This is a genomic window from Zavarzinia sp., from assembly GCF_049306435.1.
GTDB lineage: Bacteria > Pseudomonadota > Alphaproteobacteria > Zavarziniales > Zavarziniaceae > Zavarzinia.
In genome coordinates this window covers 19,898-39,265 of the sequence record NZ_JBAQRT010000151.1, presented here as the reverse complement: position 1 = coordinate 39,265, position 19,368 = coordinate 19,898, and the positions used below count along the sequence as shown (strand labels likewise).

Below are 19,368 nucleotides of genomic sequence, written 5' to 3'. Positions count from 1 at the left end.
TCAGTCGTGGCCAATTCCGGCCGTCCGGTCAAGCGGATGCCAGCCGGTCGTGGTGCCGGCCGCTCCCCGGCAGCAGCAGCGACAGGGGCGCCCTGGCCACGAAGGGCTTCCATTCGCCTTCCGCTTGCGCCAGCCGGTCGGCGATGATGAACAGCGCCGCCATGTTGTGGCCAAGGCCGCAATGGCTGCCCCGCACCCTGATGTTCTGGCGCAAGGGACCATCCGCCTCGAGGCAGCCGCGCCAGGCGACGATGCCATCGGACTTCGAGAAGATGGCGGTCGAGGGCACGCCTTCGACCGGCTGGCGCAGGCGCTCGACATAGGCCTGCGCGACATCGTCGACCGACTGGCCGCTGAGGCGCTCGAAGATCTGCCAGGCGTTGGTCGATTTGGGGCCAACGGAAATGGGACTGCCCAGGGTGATCACCTGGCGCACCAGTTGCGGCGCCTCGCGGGCGATCTCCCGGGCATAGACGCCGCCCAGGCTCCAGCCGATGATCGAGACCTTGCGGCCATGCTCGCGCACGATATCGACGAGGCGCTCGCGCAGGCCTTCCTCGACCGCCGCGTTGGGGCCGAGGTTGCGGCCGAGGTCCCAGGCATGGACGGCATAGCCCCGATGCTTGAGGAAACGGCGCAGCAACACGGTCGACAGGTCGCTGGCGAGAAAACCCGGCAGCACCAGCACCGGATGACCGTCGCCCCGCGGCGCGAGGCGCAGCAGGGGGCTCGCCTGGATGGACTGCAGCAATTCCGCGACGGCCCGCACCTCGGCGATGGCGAGCAGCGTGGACGGCGGGGCAGGGTCTTTATCGATCGCGCGCATCACTTCACAGGGCCTCGATGCCGACGGCCGACGGGCCGTCACGGCTTTCCGCCAGCATTTGACCACTCACCGGTAAAGGCATGGTCTATTTGGCCGGGGCGGCAAGCAGTTTTTCGATGGCCGGCGCCAGCGCGGACGGACTGGTGACCGACGCGGCCGCCTCGACCAGACGGCCCTGGCCGTCGAACAGATATTTGTGAAAATTCCAGCGCGGCCGGGCCATCGGCCGCTCGTCGGCGATCCACTTGAAGAAGGGATGCGCCTCGTCGCCGGTCACCGGCACCTTGGCGGCGAGGGGGAAGGTCACGCCGTAATTGATCTCGCAGAATTCGGCGATATCGTCGGCGGCGCCGGGTTCCTGATTGGCGAAATCGTTGGACGGAACGCCGATGATGTTGAGGCCCTGATCGTGATATTTCTCGTAGAGCGCTTCCAGCCCCTTGTACTGCGGGGTGAAGCCGCATTTCGAGGCGGTATTGACCACCAGCAGCGGCTTGCCGGCGAATTGCGACAAAGGCAGGGCGCCGCCGCGCAATCCTTCGAAACTGAACTGATGGGCCGAACCCGCGGGCGCCTTGCCGGTCGCCTTGTCGACGACGGCGGCCGCGATCCCGGTCAGCGGATTGTCGGACAGGATTTTCCCGAGTTTCCCCAGCATCACGCTCTCCTTTGGCCTTGTCTTCGCCTTTCGTCCATCAATGCACCAGGACGGACAGATGCGATAGTCGCCTTGTTGGCATTGGGCGTATTATAAACATGATCGACGCCGCGACAGGCAGGACATGGCAGACCGTATCACCAGCGCATTCAGCTTTTTCCGCCGCTCGTTCCTGCTGGCGGCCGAAGCCAGGGCCGGCCTCGAACTGGCGGGCCTCGCCGCCAGTTGGGGATTCCTGTCGGCGACGGCACGGGGCGATGGCCATCCCGTCCTCGTCATTCCCGAATTCCTGACCGGCGACATCGCCACCTGGCCGCTGCGCCAGTTCCTGGCCGACCGGGGCTACGCCGTCTATGGCTGGGATCAGGGCTTCAACCTGGGCCCCCGACCCGACGTGATGTCCATCCTGCAGGCCAGGGTCGCCCATCTGGCCGATCTTCACGGCACCAGGGTGAGCCTCGTCGGCGTTTCGGTCGGCGGCATCTATGCCCGCGAGGCGGCCAAGAGCCGGCCGGGCGCGGTCCGCGCCGTCATCACCCTGGGCACGCCCACGCGCCAGGCTTCGGAAGACGTGCTGAGCGACGATGCCCCGATGAGCCTGATCGAGGCCCTGCGCCTCGCCGTCGGCTCCATGCGCGAGCGGATCTCCAAGGCGCCCCCGGTGCCGACGACGGCGATCTACAGCCCAAGCGATGGCCTCGTGGCCTGGCAGGCCTGTCTCGAGGCGGAAGGCCCGATGCATGAAAGCGTGGAAGTCTTCTCCAGCCACCTCGGCCTCGCCCACAACCCGCTGAGCTTGCGCATCATCGCCGACCGGCTGGCCCAGCCCGAGGGTCTGTGGCGGCCCTACCACCAGGCCCGGATCAGCGCCCGCTGAACGCTCTCATGGGGTCTGGACCGCCGGTGCGCCGGGCGGACCGCGGGCGGCGATATAGGCGTTCACCCGGGCGATGGCGTCGAGCCGCATGTCCTGCCAGAACAGGGCGTAGTCATAGACATGATAATCCTGACCCGGCAGCAGGATGGCGCGGAAAACGAAGGGCTCCGGCTCGGAAATGCGCAGGATGCCGTCCACGCACTGGGCATCGACGAGGCCACGGGTGAGCGGTTCGGGCCCGCCGGAAATCATCGAATGGACCGTGCCACCGCGATTCGCCTCACGCGGGATCAGCACGTCGTCCATGCGAAAGCTGATCGGATTGACGCAGAGGATGGGCCGCCCCGCGACAGGCGAAAATCCGCTGATCGACGCCGGATTCCAGATCTCGGCCCGGCGGCGGTAGAAATCGGGATCGCCCGCGCGCACGAAACTGATCCAGGTCAGCACGCAGCCCGTCATGCCCGACGAGGCGCAGGGGCGCAAGGGCGCAAGGGGGCCATCGAACTGGTCGAGGGGCAGCGGATAGCCAACGGCATAGGCCGCGACGAGCCGCGCGCGAAGCGCGGGATCGGGCGCGATCACCGTCGCCAGCAGGCGCTGGAGCAGCAGGGAGCCCTGGCTGTGCCCGGCGAGGATGAAGGGCCGGTCACCGCCGTAAGCGGCCAGATATTGCCGGAAGGCCGCCTCGACATCGCCATAGGCGACCTTGAGCGCGGCCCGCCCCTCCACCCGGCTCTCGTCGGCGAAGGCGGCCAGGGTCGCCTGGCGGTAATGGGGGGCGAAGACCCGACAGCAACCGTTGAAGACGGAAGCCTGGGTGAGCTGGCCGGCGAGTTCGGCCGCGGCCGGATCGCTCCAGGCGGCATTCCAGCCCGCCGGATCGACATAGGTCGTCGGATGAATATAGAAGATATCGGCCGGGGCCCGGCCCTGATTGTCGCCGGGAATGGCCCCGGCGGGGACTTCATCGGCGGCATCCTGATGGTCGGGCAGGGCCAGCCAGGTCTCCGCCCGCCGGTAGTCGGGTGCTGGCGGCACCCGGGCCGCGTCAAAGCCGCCGGACGGCGTCACCATGAAGGCGAGCAGGTCGAAGCGGTATCGATAGGCGGCGAAGCCAAGCAGGATCAGAACGGCGAAAACAATCAGGATGACGCGGCGCATGGCCCCTCGCCCGTGTATCCGGGTGCCGGAAAGCCCCGGCTCGGCAGAAAAAGGAGGGCGCCTCGCGGCGCCCTCCCCGCATCATGTCACTTGCCGCTGGCGGTCAGCTTCAGGGCGGCGGCGGCCGCCTCCGGGTTGTCGAACTTGCTGCCGATCTCGTCGAACGACAGCGGGGTCGAGGGCGCGACGCTGATCGTCAGGCTCTTCTGCCCGGTGAGGAAATCCTCGAGACCCTTGAGGAAAGCCTTGGTCACCGGCCCCGGCGCGGCATCCATCTGCATCTTCAGCATCGCCTTGGCCTGTTCCAGCAGGGCGTCGGGTGTCGCCCCCTGTTCCTTGGCGATCAGCTTCAGCACGCGGGAGAACAGGGAATCATCCGTGTAGCCGAGGGAGGCCGCGATCAGCTTCGCCTCGAAGAGCGCCGCTGGCGGCTCCATCGACTGCGACGCCGCCTGAATGGCCTTCAGATCGAAATTGCCGAGATTGACCTTCAGCGTCAGCGCGCCGCCATCCGCCAGCTTCAGCGTCACGTCCTTGATGTCGAGCGCCATCGCCTTGGGATCGAAGCTGTAGTCGGTCGTCATCTCGAGCTTGATGACCGGATAGCCAAGATCCGTGAACGGCCCCCGGTATTCCTCGGGGATGATGGAGATCGGCATGGCGAAGCCGGTCAGCTTGCCCGTGCCCTTGGTGGCGATACCGTCGACGTAATCGCTCGAACTGGCGACGACCGAGGCGAGGGTGACCTTCTCGCCGTCCTTCGGCCCGAAGGCGAGATCCGACAGGTCGTAGCCATCGATCCGCAGCTTGGCGAAATCGGGTTCGCTCGCGCTGCCGTCGGCGATGCCCCGCAGGGCCGCGCCGAAATCGACGCCCTTGAGGGCGAGATGGGCGAGCTTGAAGCTGTAACCGATGTCGGAGACATGGCCCTCGACGCCATCGATCGCCAGCTTCGAGAAGCTGAGCGCCTTGAACTGGTCGAGGGTGATGCTGGCCAGCCGGATCTCGTCGTCGGGGGCGCTGAAGCCCGCGACGTGGAAATCCTTCAGGCTCGCCGAATCGGCGCTGATCGCCAGCAGGGTCTTCATTTCCATGGCATCGCTATTGACCATGCCGCCAGCCGAGGCCGACGAGAAGATCGCGGCCAGATCGCCGACGCCGACCCCCTTCAGGGACAGGCTGGCGAGGCCGAAGGTGCCGCTGCCCGACTCGGGCTTGCCCGCGAGACCGGTCAGGTCGAAGGCGCCGAGGCGCTGGCCGTCGAAGGCGGAGAAGACGACCGAGGCGATCGTCACCACCGGGGTCGGCGCCTGGCCCGCGGCCGGCGGCGGCCCGCCGGCGACCGACTTGAAGCTGATCGAGGAGAAGCCGAAAGCCTGCAGCAGATCGGCGATTTCCGCGGGGCCGGCCGCGCCGAGGTCGGCGAGGGTGGCGGGTGGCGCCTTGGCGAACGGACGGGCCGAGAGGTCGGCGATCTCGAAATTCTCGAAGCTGACACCGCCACCCGCTTCGGGGCCGATGTTCACCTTGGCCGCCGTGATGCGGGACGCGATCGGCAGCCGCTCGGTCGAGGGGGCCTGGCCGGCGGGATAGGAAGCGGCGTTGAAGACTTTCTTCGCGTTGGCGGCAAAGCCGCCGTCGACGAGAACGCCGGTCATCTTGACCGCGCCTTCCTCGATCGCGCCGGCGCCAAGAACGCCAAAGCGGAGTTCGGCGAAGCTGAGCTTGGTGCCCGAGCATTCAAGGCCCGAATAGGTCGCCTTCAGCTCCGGCGGCAGGGCCGCCAGGGTGGCGTCGACATCGGTCTTGATATTGGCGCAGTCGAGCGGCGGCGCGCCCGACACATCGGCGACGCCCGGGCCACTTTCCTTGCCGATGAAATACCAGCCGGCGGCGGCCCCGACGCCCACCACGACGGCGGTCACGGCGCCAACGACAATCTTGTTCATGGTCTCCCCTCTCGGTGGATCAGCTTTGTCCTTGCGCGGACATCCCCCAGGCCCGACCCGGAAACCGGGCCATTTCCAGGGCGCAAACTAGCCCAACAGTTTCGCCGAGGCGAGACAATGCTGAACGTCACACGTTGACGACGCATTATCCGCGCCGCGGCCTTTCGCCGGGATTGGCCGCCGCCACGGGATCGCTTAGGCTGGCCAGCTTCAGGGGGAACTCATACAGGCGGCGTTTTTATGGCAAAGCGGTTAGGTTCGGCTGTTTCGGCGGCGATCATGGTGCTGGCGCTCGCGGTTCAGGGGGCCATGGCCGGGGAAAAGGGCTCCATCCGGCCGGGCGGCGCGCGCCCTGCCCCCGAAGCCACGACACCGTCCGGCCCGGCCGGTTCGGTCGAAGGCGATTCGAGCAATGGTCTTTCGGAAATCGCCGCGGCCAATGACCCCCGCATCCTTCAACTGGCGCTGATCTGGGCCGGCTATTCGACCGATATCGCCACCGGCACGCTGGACGATGCCTCGCGAGACGCGATCAAGGCCTTCCAGCGCGACACCGGCGTCCGCGCCACCGGAACGCTGACCGCCGACCAGACCCTGGAATTGCTGCGCATCGGCGCCGAAGCCCGGGCCAAGGTCGGCTGGACCTCCTACATCAGCCAGGATCTCGGCTTTCGCATCGGTTATCCCGCCGTGCAATTGACCAAGACCCGGCCAGGCGAGGGGGGCGCCCGCACCTTCACCAGCGCCGACGGATCGCGCCTGCTCGACGTCGAAGTGATCGCATCCATGTCGGCGTCCGAATATCTCACCTTCTTCAACACCATCCGCAACCTGAAGGATGGCGGGAAGCGGGTGACCAGGGCGGTGAACATGGGGGCCTATTTCGTCTTCGAGGGGATGGAGGGCGACCAGCGCTTCACCGGCCGGGTCGACCGGCGCGAAAATGGCGCGGTCGGCTTCACCTATTACTATCCGCCGGCGGACGCGCCGGCGAACGAGGGTCTGGTCGCCGCCATCGTTTCCGAATTCGTCGTGCCCGACAGGCTGGCCCCGCCGGAAGCGACGCCGCCGGACACGGTGGTCGGCTTCTATGCCAAGGACGAGGCGCGCGAGGGTTCGGCCGCTTCCGTCCCCGATGTCGCCGGGGACGAGCCGGCCCAGCCCGCCCGTCCGAGCCGGCCCGACCAGCCGGGCAAGCCCGGCCGGCCGCCGTCCGCCGCCGAAGCCAGCGATCAGGTGCCCCTGCCCACCCTGCCGATGCCGGTGGCGACCCAGTCGCTCGATCCATCCGGCGTCTTCCAGAAGGTGAAGGACGCGGTCTGGGTCGTCGTCGCCGCGCCCCTGCGCAATGGCCAGCCCTTTCTCGAGGATGGCTTCAGCCAGGGCTCGGCCGTCGCGGTGACGGCGCAGCACCTGTTCACCAATTGCCATGTCCTCGAGGGCCAGCAGTTCTTCGGCATCTTCAGGAACGAGGACATGTCGGACCTGCGCCCGGTCTCGATCAAGCTGCGCGACGAGGAAGGCGACCGCTGCATCATCCGGGTCGACAAGCCGGACCTGCCCAGCTTCGTCACCATCCGCAGCCATGCCGACGTGGTGATCGGCGAGCGCGCCTATACGATCGGCGCGCCCTCCGGCCTCGACCTCACGCTGGGCGAGGGGCTCGTTTCGTCGAAGCGCCGCAACGAGGGCCAGCAATATGTCCAGACCAGCGCGCCGATCTCGCCCGGCTCGTCCGGCGGCGGGCTGTTCGATGCGCGCGGCAACCTGCTGGGCATCACCACCTTCATGCTGAAGGATACCCAGAACCTGAATTTCGCCATCGCCGCCGAGGAATTCCTGCGCCCGGGACCGAGCGCAGGCAGTCACTGAGGGCGGGGAGCGTCCCTCACGCCTTCTTTAGCCGCTCGGGGAAATAGGCCTTCAGCTTGTCGACCTTCGGCCGCGAGACATGGGCGATATAGGGCTGGTACGGGTTCCGCGCCGCGTAATCGTGGTGATATTCCTCCGCCTCGTAGAAGGCGGTCAGGGGCTCCAGCGTGGTGACGATCGGCGCGGTGAAGGCGCCTGCCGCCGCGAGCTGGGCGATATAGGCTTCCGTCACGGCCTTTTCCTCGGCATTGGCGAAGAAGACGGCGGAGCGATACTGCCGGCCGATGTCATTGCCCTGGCGGTTCAGCTGGGTCGGATCGTGGGCGACCGAGAAGAACAGTTTCAGCAGCTGGCCATAGCTGGCGCGCGCCGGATCGAAGCGGATCAGGATCGCCTCGGCATGGTCGGTCCGGCCGGTGCACACCGTCTTGTAATCGGCGGTTTCCGCCGTGCCGCCGGCATAGCCGGGCACGACGTCGATCACACCGTCGACCGCGCGGTAAACCGCCTCCGTGCACCAGAAGCAGCCCCCGGCGATGACCGCCACCTGTTCGCCGGCTGCGGACGCCAGATCGCGGGCGGGATCGGGAAACTGGGCGGGGGTGAGGCCGCGCCCCGTCGGAATCGGGCAGGAGGTCATGGTTTCGTCTCCGTCTCGGATGCGGCATCGGTTGCCGCAAGGACAGGTTCGCCGGACCGCACGCCAAGTTACGGTCATGGCAGGCTTGCGTAAAGCTAGGCCTTGATGCCGCAGCCCTTCAGGACGATGGCGGTCACCGTCGCGATCGCTTCCTCGAAATCCGCCTCGCGCAGGCGCTTGTGGCCGAGGACGGCGGCGATCTGTCTGGCGAAATCGGCATAAGTCTGGGTCGCCGCCCAGATCATGAAGAAGAAGTGATGGGGCGAGACCACGTCCATCCGCCCCTGCGCCGCCCAATGGGCCAGCACCTTGGCCTTGTCCTCCACCCAGTCGCGGAGGTCCGCTTCGAGGAAGGGCCGCAGGATGGGCGCGCCCCTGATGATCTCGGTCGCGAAGATGCGCGAGGCCAGCGGCCGCTTGCGGGAATAGAGCAGCTTCTGCCGGATATAGGCGCTGATCGCCGTGGCCGGATCATCCTCGGCGGTGATCTCGCCGAAGGCCTTCAGCCACAGGTCGACGATGCCGGCCACCACCTCGCGGTAGATCGCTTCCTTGGTGCCGAAGTAATAATGGACGTTGGACTTGGCGAGTCCGGCGATCTCGGCGATTTCCGCCGTGGTCGCGCCGTCATAGCCGCGTTCGGCGAAGACCTTTTCCGCCGCCGCGATGATGCGCGCCTTGTTGCGCTGGCGGATGCGTCCGCCCTGGGGCGCCTCCTCGGCGCCGCCGTCATCCTCGATATCGAAGCTGTGCACCATGCGCGCCTCGCCTCCCTCTCCTCTAACCGTTAACGGATGCGGGCGGCGAAGGGAAGCGGCGCCGTGACCAAAACCTAACCAGTTGGACAATTTTTCTTGATCGTCCCCGGTGCGGGTGTGAAAGTTTTGGGCGCTCGCGGGCTGGGCCGCGGGCGATGCCGAACATCAGGGCAACATGGGGGATCAGATGCTGTCAGCCTGTCGTCTTTCCGTCGGCCGGGGCGCCACCAGGCGCGGCCTGCTCGGCCTTCTCGCCGCCGCCGCGCTTCTCATCGGCACCTTCGGCCAGCCGGCGCCCGCCGCCGCCGAGGAGAAGCTGAAAGTCGCCGCCGTGTTCGAGACCCCGATCGAGGAACCCTGGGTGAACCAGATCCACGTCGCCCTCGAAAAGGCCAAGACCGAGCACGGCATCGACTATGCCTATTCGGAAAGCGTCAAATCCGCCGATTTCGAGCGGGTGATGCGCGAATATGCCGAAAAGGGTTACAAGCTGATCACCGGCGACGCCTTTGGCGCCGAGCGTATCGCCCGCAAGGTCGCCAAGGATTACCCGGATGTCGCCTTCGTCTTCGGCTCCGGCATCGGCCCGGCGGAGCCCAATTTCGGCGTCTTCGACAACTGGATCCACGAGCCCGCCTATCTGTCGGGCCTGATCGCCGGCAAGATGACCAAGACCAAGGTGGTCGGTGCCGTCGCCGCCATGCCGATCCCCGAGGTGAACCGCCTCGTCAATGCCTTCTGCGCCGGGGCGAAGGAAGCCAACCCCGAGGTGAAGTGCAAATTCTCCTTCATCGGTTCGTTCTTCGATCCGCCCAAGGCCAAGGAAGCTGCCCTCGCCCAGATCGAATCCGGCGTCGACGTCATCTTCGCCGAACGCTTCGGCGTCGTCGAGGCCGCGGTCGAGAAGAAGGTCCTGGCCATTTCCAACATGTCCGACCAGTCGTCGCTCGGTCCCGACACGGTGATCACCGGCCCCGTCTGGGACATGAGCCCGACCGTCAACCAGATGATCAAGCTGGTGAAGGCCGGTGTCTTCACCGCGCAGGATTTCGGCGGCTTTTCCACCATGAGCAAGGGCGGCTCCTATCTCGCGCCCTATCACAAGTTCGACGCGCTGCTGCCCGCCGAGGTGAAGGATCTCGTCGCCAGGAAGACCACGGACATCATGGACGGCACCTATCGCGTCGACGTCGACGAATCCATTCCGAAGTCGGAGTAATCCTTAATGGCGCAAGCCCTGCTGGAGATGCGGGGCATCACCAAGCGCTTCGGCGCGGTCGTCGCCAACGACCGCGTCGATCTCTCCCTGCTGCCCGGCGACATTCTCGGCCTCCTCGGCGAGAATGGCGCGGGCAAGACCACGCTGATGAATGTCCTCTTCGGCACCTATGCCCCGGACGAGGGCACGATCGCCATCGACGGCAAGCCCGTCGCCATCCATTCGGCGGCGGATGCCCTGGCGCTTGGCATCGGCATGGTGCACCAGCATTTCCATCTGGTGCCGTCGATGACGGTGCTCGAAAACCTGATGATCGGCCGGCCCGGCAAGGGCCTCCGCCTCGACGAGGCGGGCGCCCGGGCGCGTCTCGCCGACGTGAAGGCGCGTTTCGGCCTCGGACTCGATCCGGATGCCCTGGTCTCCGGCCTTGCCATCGGCGAGCAGCAGCGGCTCGAGATCATCAAGGTCCTGTTCCGGGGCGCCCGCATCGTCATCCTCGACGAGCCGACCGCCGTCCTCACCCCGCAGGAGGCTGAGGGCCTGTTCGCCGCCCTGCGCGCCATGGCGGCGGAAGGCTTCGGTGTCGTCTTCATCTCGCACAAGCTGCACGAGGTGCGCAGCCTGACCCATAAGGTCACGGTGCTGCGCCAGGGCCGCATCGCCGCCAGCCTCGACATGTCGGACGCGATCACCGACCGCCAGCTGGCGGAATTGATGTGCGGCCATGGACTGACCCCGCCGGAAAAGCCGGCGAGCGAGACCGGCGAGGTTCTTCTGTCGCTTCAAGGCGTCTCCACCGCCAGCGGGCGCCGGGTGCGGCTGCGGGATGTCAGTATCGAGCTTCGCGGCGGCGAGATCCTCGGCATCGCCGGTGTCTCGGGCAATGGCCAGCGGGAACTGGCCGATGTCATCGCCGGCATGTTGCCCGTCGCCTCGGGCACGCTGAGTGTCGGCGGCCTGCCGGTGCGCGAGACCTCGCCCCGCGTCATGCAGGCGCTGCGCATCGGCCGTGTGCCGGAAGACCGCATGACCACCGGCCTGATCACCAGCCTGCCGCTGTCGGATTCCATGGTCCTGCCCCTCGTCGGCCGAAAGCCCTACAGTCGCTTCGGCTTCATCGACCATGGCGCGATCCGCCGTTTCGTGATCGAGCAGATCGCCGCCTTCGGCATCCGCACCGCCGGCCCCGACGCCCGCACCGGCACCCTGTCGGGCGGCAATCTGCAGAAGGCGCTGCTGGCCCGCGAGCTGTCTCAGGACCCGCTCGTGCTGCTCGCCGCCCAGCCGATCCGTGGCCTCGACGTCGGCGCCGCCCGTTTCGTGCACGAGCAATTCCTGTCCTTGCGCGCCGCCGGCCGCGCCGTCATCGTCATTTCCGAGGACCTCGAGGAATTGTTCCAGATATCCGACCGCATCGCCGTCCTCTACGAGGGGGGCATCATGGGCGTCCTGCCCATCGCCGAAGCCTCCGTCGCCCGCATCGGCCTCCTGATGAGCGGGCAGGAGGCGGCGTGATGTCGGGTGTTGCATGGGAGATCGAGCCCTCCCCACCTCACCCCGGCCCTCTCCCCCCTGAAGGGCGGAGAGGGAGAAGAGGCCCCCTCTCCGCCCGCTGGCGGGGGGAGAGGGCGGGGGGTGAGGTGGGTGGCGCGGAATTCGCGCCATGATCCGCCTTCGCCTCGAACAAAGGGCCACGACACCCGCCTGGTTCTATGTCGCGCTGCCGGTCGCCGCGATCCTGGCGACGCTTGTCCTCTGCGCCGGGCTCGTCACGCTCGCGGGCGGGCATGTGCTGGAGGCTTATGGCACGCTGTTCCTCTCCCCCGTCGCGTCGCGTTTCGCGCTGGTCGAGACGGCGGTGAAGGCGGCGCCGCTGATCTTCACCGGGCTCGCCGTCGCCATCGCTTTTCGGGCGAGGTTCTGGAACATCGGTGGCGAGGGGCAATTGCTGATGGGCGCCATGGCCGCCGCCTTCATCGGCGGTCGGGAAAGCCTGCCGGAATTTTCGCTGATCCCGCTGATGATCCTCGCGGGCGCGCTGGCCGGCGGGATCTGGGCCATGGTGCCCGCCCTCCTTCGCACCCGTTACAAGGTGGACGAGGTGGTGGTCAGCCTCCTCCTCAATTTCATCGTCTTCTACGGCATGATGGCCCTCCTCGACGGGGTGTGGAAAGACCCGCTGTCCGGCTATCCGGATTCGCCGGACATCCGGGAGGAAGCGGGCTTTCCCATCCTGCTGCCCCGGACGCGGCTGCACCTCGGGGTCGGCCTCGCGCTGCTCGCCGCCCCCCTCGTCTTCATCCTGATGCGCAAGACCGTGCTCGGCTTCGCCATTCGCGCCGTCGGCGAAAATGCCCAGGCCGCCGCCTATGCCGGTTTTTCCACCGCCCGCGTCACCATGGCGACGGCGCTTCTGTCGGGCGCCATGGCGGGGCTTGCCGGGGTCGGCGAAGTGGGCGGGCTGCATTATCAGGTGATGGCCGGGATCTCGCCCGGTTACGGCTATACCGGCATCGTCATCGCCATGCTGGCGGGGCTGAACCCGCTCGGCGTCGTGCCCGCCGCCTTCTTCTTCGCCATCGTCATCACCGGGGCCGAGGCGATGAGCCGGGCGACCGGCATCCCCGTCTATCTGTCCGACGTCATCCAGGGCACGGCCCTGATCACCATGCTGATCGCGCTGCTGTTCACGCGCTATCGCCTGCGTCTCAAGGGGGTGGCCCATGGATGACATCTGGGGCCAGATTTTCCAGATCGGCTTTTTCGCCGCTCTCTTGCGCATCGCAACGCCGCTGATCCTCGCCTCGCTCGGTGAGATGTTCGCCGAGCGGGCGGGCGTCCTCAATCTCGGGATCGAGGGCATCATGCTGCTCTCGGCCATGACCGGTTTCTCCACCGCCTATTTCACCGGCTCGCTGTGGCTCGGCCTTCTCGCCGCCATGGCGACCGGCATGATCATGGGCGCACTGATGGGCCTGCTGACGGTCAGCCTCGGCCTGTCACAACATGTCTCGGGCATCGGCGTCACCCTGCTGTGCACGGGCTTCGCCTTCTTTTTCTATCGGCTGATCTTCGGCCAGCCGGGCGTGCTGCCCTCGATCCAGGCCTTCGCCACCGTGAAGGTTCCGCTGCTGTCCGATATTCCGGTGATCGGCGCCGTGCTGTTCGACCAGTTCGCCCTCGTCTATATCGCCCTCCTCGCCGTGCCCGTCGCCGCCTTCATCCTGTTCCGCACGCCCTGGGGCCTGTCCTTGCGCGCCGTGGGCGAAAGCCCGCGCGCGGCGGATTCGGCCGGGGTGAATGTCGCCCTCACCCGCTACCAGGCGCTGATCCTCGGTGGTGCCTTCATGGGCGCGGCGGGTGCCTTCCTCAGCATGGCGCAGTTCAACGCCTTTACCTTCGGCGTGATTTCGGGGCGCGGCTGGGTCTGCATCGCCCTTGTCGTCTTCGGGCAGTGGAGCCCGTGGAAATGCGCCGCCGGCGCCCTGATCTTCGCCGCCATCGATACGCTGCAATTGCGCCTGCAGGCGTCCAATGTCATCGATGTACCCTATCAGGTCTTCCTGATGCTGCCCTTCGTCCTGACCATCGTCGCCATGGCCGCGGTTTCGCGCAATGCCCGCGCCCCGGCCGCGCTCCTGACCCCGTTCCGCAAGGAAGAGAGATGAGTATCGACCTCCTGATCCGCGATATCGCCCTGCCCGATGGCCGCAAGGGCATCGACATCGCCATCCATCAGGGCGTGATCGTCGAGGTCGCCCCCGGCATCCAGGCCGAGGCCGGCAAGGTGATCGAGGGCGAGGGTTTCCTGGCGACGCCGCCCTTCGTCGACAGTCATTTCCACATGGATTCGACCCTGTCGCTGGGAATGCCGCGCATGAACCAGTCGGGCACGCTGCTCGAAGGCATCGCGCTCTGGGGCGAGTTGAAACCGCATCTGACGGTGGAGGCGATCAAGCGCCGCGCCCTCGAGTTCTGCAGGCTGGCGATCGCCCGGGGCACCCTCGCCATCCGCAGCCATGTCGATATCTGCGACGACCGGCTGCTGGCGGTCGACGCCCTGCTCGAGGTCCGGGCCGAGGTGAAGCCCTGGCTCGACCTCCAGCTCGTCGCCTTCCCGCAGGACGGCTATTTCCGCTATGCCCGCTCGGCCGACAACCTCATCCGCGCCCTCGACAAGGGCGTCGACGTCGTCGGCGGCATTCCCCATTTCGAGCGGACGATGCAGGACGGCGCCGCCTCGGTGAAGGCCCTGTGCGAGATCGCGGCCGAACGCGGCCTGCTCGTCGACATGCATTGCGACGAATCCGACGATCCCTGGTCGCGCCACGTCGAGAGTCTCGCTTATGAGACCACGCGCCTCGGCCTGCGCGGGCGGGTGACCGGATCGCATCTGACCTCGATGCATTCGATGGACAATTACTATGTCTCGAAGCTGATCGGCCTGATGCGCGAGGCGGAGCTGCATGTCATCGCCAATCCGCTGATCAACATCACCCTGCAGGGCCGCCACGACACCTACCCCAAGCGCCGGGGCATGACCCGGGTGAAGGAATTGATGGCGGCCGGGCTCAACCTCGCCTGCGGGCACGATTGCGTGATGGACCCGTGGTATCCCCTCGGCAGCCACGACATGCTGGAAGTCGCCAGCATGGGCCTGCACGTCGGTCAGATGACCGGCGTCGCCGAAATGGACGCCATGTTCCAGTCGGTCACCACCAACGGCGCCAGGGTGATGCACCTCGACGGTTACGGCATCGACAAGGGCTGCCGGGGCGATCTCGTCATCCTGCAGGCGCGCAGCCCCTTCGAGGCCCTGCGCCTGAAGCCGGCCCGCCTGTTCGTCATCCGGGGCGGCGCGGTGATCGCGCGCACCCCGAAGGTGGAAGCCCATCTCGATCTGGCCGGCGCCACCAGCCGTCTCGACTTCACGAGGCCCTGATCATGGCGCGCGGCTTCTGACCGGGCGCCCTATTCCGCCGCCTGCCGGCTGGCCCGGAAGGACTCGTCCCGGTATTTGGTCGCGTCGGTCGTATATTCGGCATGGCCATATTCGATCAGCAGCCGGTCGAGCTTGGCGATCAGCCGGCGGTCGGCGATATCGCGAAGGACCGGCATCCGCAGCGCCAGCTTGTACAGCCGCTCCCGCCCATAGATGAACAGGCCGAGGGCGATGAAGACGAACGTGTCATAGGGCCGAAGCGCGACGCCCATCAGGGCCGCCTTGCCCGTGGTGTCGCCCGCGAGGAAGGAGCGGTTGAAGAACACCCGGGCGAAGCTGCGCTCCAGCCCGTCGAAGATGCGGGCGGAGAGTTTCCGGCTGGAGGGGAAATAGGCGGCCATGGTCGCCCGCACCAGGGCGCCGCAGGTTTCATCGTCATAGCCGTCGCGCAGGGTGCCGCTGTAGAGGCTCATGGCGTCCTGAATGCCTTCCGGCGTCACCGGCAGGAGATCTTCCGGCAGGCCCAGCAGCCAGCAGCGATAGCGGTTGAATTCGACGAAGGCGCGTTCCCGCTGCGTGAACTGCTTGCGGCCCTGGCGCATCAGCTTGAAGGCCAGCAGGAAGACGGCGATGGTGCCGGCCGGCATCTGGTCGACCTGCGGCACCGGAATGCCATAGACCGAGACATCCCATTTCGCCGAGCCGCGCAGCACGTTGAAGCGCACCATGGAATGCATCAGCCGGACCATGGCCGCCGCCTTGAAGCCCGAACCGAAACGGCCGAGCGCGCCGGGCAGCGCCGTCGTCGTGAAGAAGGCGGCGGTTTCCTTGATGCGCCGGACCGCCGTCTCGTGGGACAGGGTGCCGGTCAGGGCCATGGGCAGGGCCGAATATTTGTTGAGGAAGGTGGCGACGAAAGCCCCGCGCACGACGAAGGGCGCGAGATTGGCCGAAGCATTGCGGCTGTAGCGCGCGCCGTCCTCGATCAGGCTCATGTCGATCCAGTCCGGCGTATCCTCCATCGCGCGGATGAAGGCGACCAGTTCGGGCGGGGCGTCGGGCACCGCCTCCAGCCCCTCGTCGCAGGCCGTGGTCAGCAGGGCGACCAGCCGCTTGAAGCCATATTGCGGCATCAGGGCGGCATAGGCATCGGCGACATTGTCGCCCAGCATCGTATAGGCCCTGGCCCGGGCGACGGTTTCGGGATCGGCGAGGAAGCGGCGGCGGGCGGCCTCGCCCTTTTCACCATGGATCGTGCTGGGGATGTCGGGGCTGCCGGCGAAGCGCTCGGGCGTGATCGAGAAATCGACCTTGCCATAGAGGGCCGGCAGACGCTCGCGCTGCGCCGCCACCCGCGCCGTCAAGGCCTCCAGGCTTTCCATCATCCCCTCCACCAACTTGCATTTATTAAGTTATATTTTGTAAGTTACCCTGCGCGGGAGGTGAGGACAAGCATGAATCGGACGGCCAGGACAGCGGACAGGGCACCCCGGCGGCGCATGAGCGTCGACCGGCGGCGCGAGCAGATCCTGGATGCCGTCCGCGCGGTGGTGGACGCCGAAGGTTTTCATGCCGTCACCCTCGAGCGGATCGCCGCGACCTGCGGCATCACCCGCACCCTGATCTATCAATTGTTCGGCAATCTGGCCGATCTGCTGCTGGCCATGGTCGACCGGGAATTCGCCCTTGCGGCGGCGGGCTTCCTCGCCGCCGGCCAGCGGGCGCCGGCCCCCGGGCAATCGCGCTTCGCCGCCGGTGTCGCCGGTGTCCTCGACGCGGTCGATGCCGCCCCGGCGACCTGGCGCATGTTGCTGATGCCGGGCGAAGGTGGCCCGCCCGAACTTCACGCCCGGCTGGCGGAAGCCCGCGCCCTGACCCGCGCCCATATGAACGAGGCCTTGCAAACGGCGGATCCTGCGCTGGCCAGCCTCGCCAACCCGGACCGGGAACTGGCCATCGCCCTGCTGCACGTCATGTCCGAGGAATTGGTCCGTCTGCGGCTGCAGGACCCCACCACCTATACGGTCGAGCGGTTGCTGGCCCAGGCGGAATTCCTGGCGCGGGCGATGTTCCGCAAGCCCCTTGCCGCAGGACCCGCCCGCCCCTAGGCTCGGGTCCCGAGCAAGACGAGTCTGATCGTGTCGACGCCTGCACCAGCGCAACGCGCCAAATCTTCTTCCAGCCGGCCGGGTCCGCGCCGTTCCGCGACCCGCAGCGAGGAGTTGCGCCTCGTCCTCGCCGACGAAATCGTGCAAGGGCGCCTGACCCCGGGCACCCCCCTCGAGGAAGTCGAGATCGCCACCCGCTTCGGCGTCTCAAGGACGCCGGTGCGCGAGGCCATTCGCGAACTCGCCGCCTCGGGCCTCGTCGAGGCGCGGCCGCATCGCAGCGCCCTCGTCGCCTTGCCGTCACTTGAGCGGCTGCGCGGCATGTTCGAGGTGATGGGCGAACTGGAAGCGATCTGCGCCGGCCTCGCCGCCGTCCATATGACCAGCGCCGAGCGCCAGGCCCTCGAGACGATCCACGAGAATCTGGCCGAACTGGTGCGCAAGGGTGATCCCCAGCGTTACCACGAGCTGAACGAGCATTTTCACAGCGCGATCTATCACGGCAGCCACAACGACTATCTAACCGAGATCACACTGGCGACGCGGGCGCGCCTGTCGCCCTTCCGCCGCGCCCAGTTCCGCACCCTCGGCCGCCTGCCCCTGTCCCATGCCGAGCACGACCAGGTGGTGACCGCCATCCTGCGCGGCGACAAGGCCGGGGCGGAAGCCGCCATGCGCGGCCATATCACCGTGGTCGAAGAGACTTATGAGCGTTACAGCGGCGTCCGCTGAGGCTCAGCCCATGCGCTCGACCGCGCTGGGCGCCGTCGCTTCCGCCACCCTTCGCACCGCGTCGTAATAGGACGGGAAGACCGGCCGGTCGACATAGCGGCCGGCGCCCCGCACCGTCCGGACCTCGCCGTCCTGCCACACCACCTTGCCATTGGCGATGGTATGCGTGTTGATGCCCCGCACCGTCATGCCCTCGAAGATGTTGAAGTCGATCTTCTGGTGGTGGGTGTTCTTCGAGATCGTCCGCTCCCGCGCCGGGTCCCAGATCACGATGTCGGCGTCTGAGCCGGGCGCGATCACGCCTTTCCGCGGATAGATGTTGAAGATCTTGGCCGCGTTGGCCGAGGTGATGGCGACGAATTCCGAGGGCGTCAGGCGGCCGGTGTTGACGCCGTGATGCCACAGCACATGCATCCGGTCCTCGACCCCGCCGGTGCCATTGGGAATGCGGGTGAAATTATTGTGGCCCATGCGCTTCTGCGGCGTGCAGAAGCAGCAGTGATCGGTCGCCGTCGTCTGCAACATGCCCGATTGCAGGCCCCGCCACAGCGCCGCCTGATGTTCCTTGGGGCGGAACGGCGGGCTCATCACATGATGCGCGGCATAGTCCCAGTCGGTGCTGCGATAGACCGCGTCATCGACCAGGAGATGGCCCGCCAGCACCTCGCCGAAGACGCGCTGGCCGTCGTTCCGCGCCCTCGTGATCGCCTGCAGGCTTTCGATGCAGGAATTATGAACGATATAGAGGGGCACGTTCAGCACCTGGGCGATCCTTATCGCCCGGTCCGCCGCCTCGCCCTCGACCGCGCTGGGGCGGGACTGGGGATGACCCTCGGGCCCGGTGATGCCCATGGCGATCAGCTTGTTCTGGAGATGGGCGACCAGCTCGCCATTCTCGGCATGGACTGTGCACAACGCGCCCAGTTCGCCGGCGCGGGTGAAGGAATTCACCAGCACCTCGTCGTCGCACATGATGGCGCCCTTGTAGGCCATGAAATGCTTGAAGCTGTTGACGCCGAAATCGCGGGTCAGCGTGCCCATGGCCTCGCGCACGCTCTCGTCCCACCAGGTGATGGCGACGTGGAAACTGTAATCGGTGGAGGCCTTCTCGGCCCAGCCGCGCCAGGTGTGATAGGCTTCGAGAATATCCTGCTGGGGGCTCGGGATGACGAAATCGATGATCGTCGTGGTGCCGCCGACGGCGCCCGCCGTGGTGCCCGAGAAGAAATCCTCCGACGCGACCGTGCCCATGAAGGGTAGTTCCATATGGGTGTGGGGATCGATGCCGCCGGGCATGACATAGGCGCCCCCTGCGTCGATCACCTCGGTCCCCGCCGGCACGTCGAGGCCGGTGCCGACGACGGCGACGGTGCCGCCCTCGATCAGCACATCGGCCTGCCGCGTATAGTCGGCGTTGACGACCGTCCCGCCCCTGACCAGCAGCGTCATGATCCTGCCTCCACTTCGTCTGCCTTGGCGGCGAGAGCCGCCTTTCCGAATGATCGAACCATGGCCCTCGTCGCCCCGGCGCAGGCCGGGGCCTTGGAACGAGAGAGGCGCCCTTGCCGGCCCGAGATCCCGGCCTTCGCCGGGATGACGACGGAGGGGGCGCCGTGCTCCCCT

17 protein-coding genes are annotated in these 19,368 nt (G+C 67.0%); 9 read left to right on the top strand and 8 right to left on the bottom strand.

Annotation, left to right across the window (positions count from 1 at the left end; all coding sequences use genetic code 11):
* Positions 1-28: 28 nt before the first annotated feature.
* Complete coding sequence (locus WAZ62_RS08400) at positions 29-826, bottom strand: esterase/lipase family protein (RefSeq protein ID WP_422643072.1); 798 nt, start codon at positions 824-826, stop codon at positions 29-31.
* A gap of 85 nt (positions 827-911) precedes the next feature.
* Entirely contained in the window at positions 912-1,484 is a 573-nt protein-coding gene (locus WAZ62_RS08395; RefSeq protein ID WP_422643071.1) for a glutathione peroxidase, read from the bottom strand.
* Between the two features lie 124 nt (positions 1,485-1,608).
* Between WAZ62_RS08395 and WAZ62_RS08390 the strand changes: the two genes are divergently transcribed.
* Positions 1,609-2,361: an esterase/lipase family protein gene (locus tag WAZ62_RS08390; protein WP_422643070.1), complete on the top strand. Its 753-nt coding sequence runs from the start codon at positions 1,609-1,611 to the stop codon at positions 2,359-2,361.
* A gap of 6 nt (positions 2,362-2,367) precedes the next feature.
* Here WAZ62_RS08390 and WAZ62_RS08385 read toward each other — a convergent pair whose 3' ends face one another.
* Together WAZ62_RS08385 and WAZ62_RS08380 are read right to left on the bottom strand one after the other, a co-directional pair.
* Positions 2,368-3,525, bottom strand: a complete 1,158-nt coding sequence (locus WAZ62_RS08385; RefSeq protein WP_422643069.1) for a DUF3089 domain-containing protein — start codon at positions 3,523-3,525, stop codon at positions 2,368-2,370.
* Between the two features lie 86 nt (positions 3,526-3,611).
* Positions 3,612-5,474, bottom strand: a complete 1,863-nt coding sequence (locus WAZ62_RS08380; protein WP_422643068.1) for a hypothetical protein — start codon at positions 5,472-5,474, stop codon at positions 3,612-3,614.
* Positions 5,475-5,714: 240 nt separating this feature from the next.
* Between WAZ62_RS08380 and WAZ62_RS08375 the strand changes: the two genes are divergently transcribed.
* Positions 5,715-7,346: a trypsin-like peptidase domain-containing protein gene (locus WAZ62_RS08375; RefSeq protein WP_422643067.1), complete on the top strand. Its 1,632-nt coding sequence runs from the start codon at positions 5,715-5,717 to the stop codon at positions 7,344-7,346.
* A 16-nt stretch (positions 7,347-7,362) separates the two neighbouring features.
* Here the strand turns inward: WAZ62_RS08375 and msrA are convergent, their stop codons facing one another.
* Positions 7,363-7,986 (bottom strand): peptide-methionine (S)-S-oxide reductase MsrA, encoded by a 624-nt coding sequence (gene msrA / locus WAZ62_RS08370; protein WP_422643066.1) that lies wholly within the window; start codon positions 7,984-7,986, stop codon positions 7,363-7,365.
* Between the two features lie 95 nt (positions 7,987-8,081).
* On the bottom strand, positions 8,082-8,744 hold the full coding sequence (locus tag WAZ62_RS08365) for a TetR/AcrR family transcriptional regulator (protein WP_422643065.1): 663 nt from the start codon (positions 8,742-8,744) through the stop codon (positions 8,082-8,084).
* A gap of 187 nt (positions 8,745-8,931) precedes the next feature.
* Here WAZ62_RS08365 and WAZ62_RS08360 point away from each other — a divergent pair, with 187 nt between their 5' ends.
* The 5 genes from WAZ62_RS08360 (at position 8,932) to WAZ62_RS08340 (ending at position 14,905) form a co-directional block, all read left to right on the top strand.
* Positions 8,932-9,963 carry a BMP family protein gene (locus tag WAZ62_RS08360; RefSeq protein ID WP_422643064.1) on the top strand — a complete coding sequence of 344 codons (1,032 nt, stop codon included), beginning with the start codon at positions 8,932-8,934 and terminating at the stop codon, positions 9,961-9,963.
* Positions 9,964-9,969: 6 nt separating this feature from the next.
* Positions 9,970-11,478 (top strand): ABC transporter ATP-binding protein, encoded by a 1,509-nt coding sequence (locus tag WAZ62_RS08355; protein WP_422643063.1) that lies wholly within the window; start codon positions 9,970-9,972, stop codon positions 11,476-11,478.
* 148 nt (positions 11,479-11,626) lie between these two features.
* On the top strand, positions 11,627-12,694 hold the full coding sequence (locus WAZ62_RS08350) for an ABC transporter permease (protein WP_422643062.1): 1,068 nt from the start codon (positions 11,627-11,629) through the stop codon (positions 12,692-12,694).
* Positions 12,687-13,631, top strand: a complete 945-nt coding sequence (locus WAZ62_RS08345; RefSeq protein ID WP_422643061.1) for an ABC transporter permease — start codon at positions 12,687-12,689, stop codon at positions 13,629-13,631. The genes WAZ62_RS08350 and WAZ62_RS08345 overlap by 8 nt, the downstream gene beginning before the upstream one ends.
* Complete coding sequence (locus WAZ62_RS08340) at positions 13,628-14,905, top strand: amidohydrolase family protein (RefSeq protein ID WP_422643060.1); 1,278 nt, start codon at positions 13,628-13,630, stop codon at positions 14,903-14,905. The genes WAZ62_RS08345 and WAZ62_RS08340 overlap by 4 nt, the downstream gene beginning before the upstream one ends.
* A 29-nt stretch (positions 14,906-14,934) precedes the next feature.
* Here the strand turns inward: WAZ62_RS08340 and WAZ62_RS08335 are convergent, their stop codons facing one another.
* Positions 14,935-16,290, bottom strand: coding sequence for an oxygenase MpaB family protein (locus tag WAZ62_RS08335; RefSeq protein ID WP_422643059.1), 1,356 nt, complete (start codon positions 16,288-16,290; stop codon positions 14,935-14,937).
* A gap of 69 nt (positions 16,291-16,359) precedes the next feature.
* On the opposite strand from WAZ62_RS08335, the gene WAZ62_RS08330 reads away from it, so the two are divergent.
* Both WAZ62_RS08330 and WAZ62_RS08325 read left to right on the top strand, forming a co-directional pair.
* Positions 16,360-17,013, top strand: coding sequence for a TetR/AcrR family transcriptional regulator (locus WAZ62_RS08330; protein ID WP_422643058.1), 654 nt, complete (start codon positions 16,360-16,362; stop codon positions 17,011-17,013).
* Positions 17,014-17,043: 30 nt separating this feature from the next.
* Complete coding sequence (locus WAZ62_RS08325) at positions 17,044-17,745, top strand: GntR family transcriptional regulator (RefSeq protein ID WP_422643057.1); 702 nt, start codon at positions 17,044-17,046, stop codon at positions 17,743-17,745.
* Between the two features lie 3 nt (positions 17,746-17,748).
* On the opposite strand, the gene hydA is transcribed toward WAZ62_RS08325, so the two are convergent.
* A complete protein-coding gene (gene hydA / locus WAZ62_RS08320; protein ID WP_422643056.1) occupies positions 17,749-19,194 on the bottom strand; it encodes a dihydropyrimidinase in 1,446 nt (481 codons plus the stop codon).
* Between the last annotated feature and the right edge of the window lie 174 nt (positions 19,195-19,368).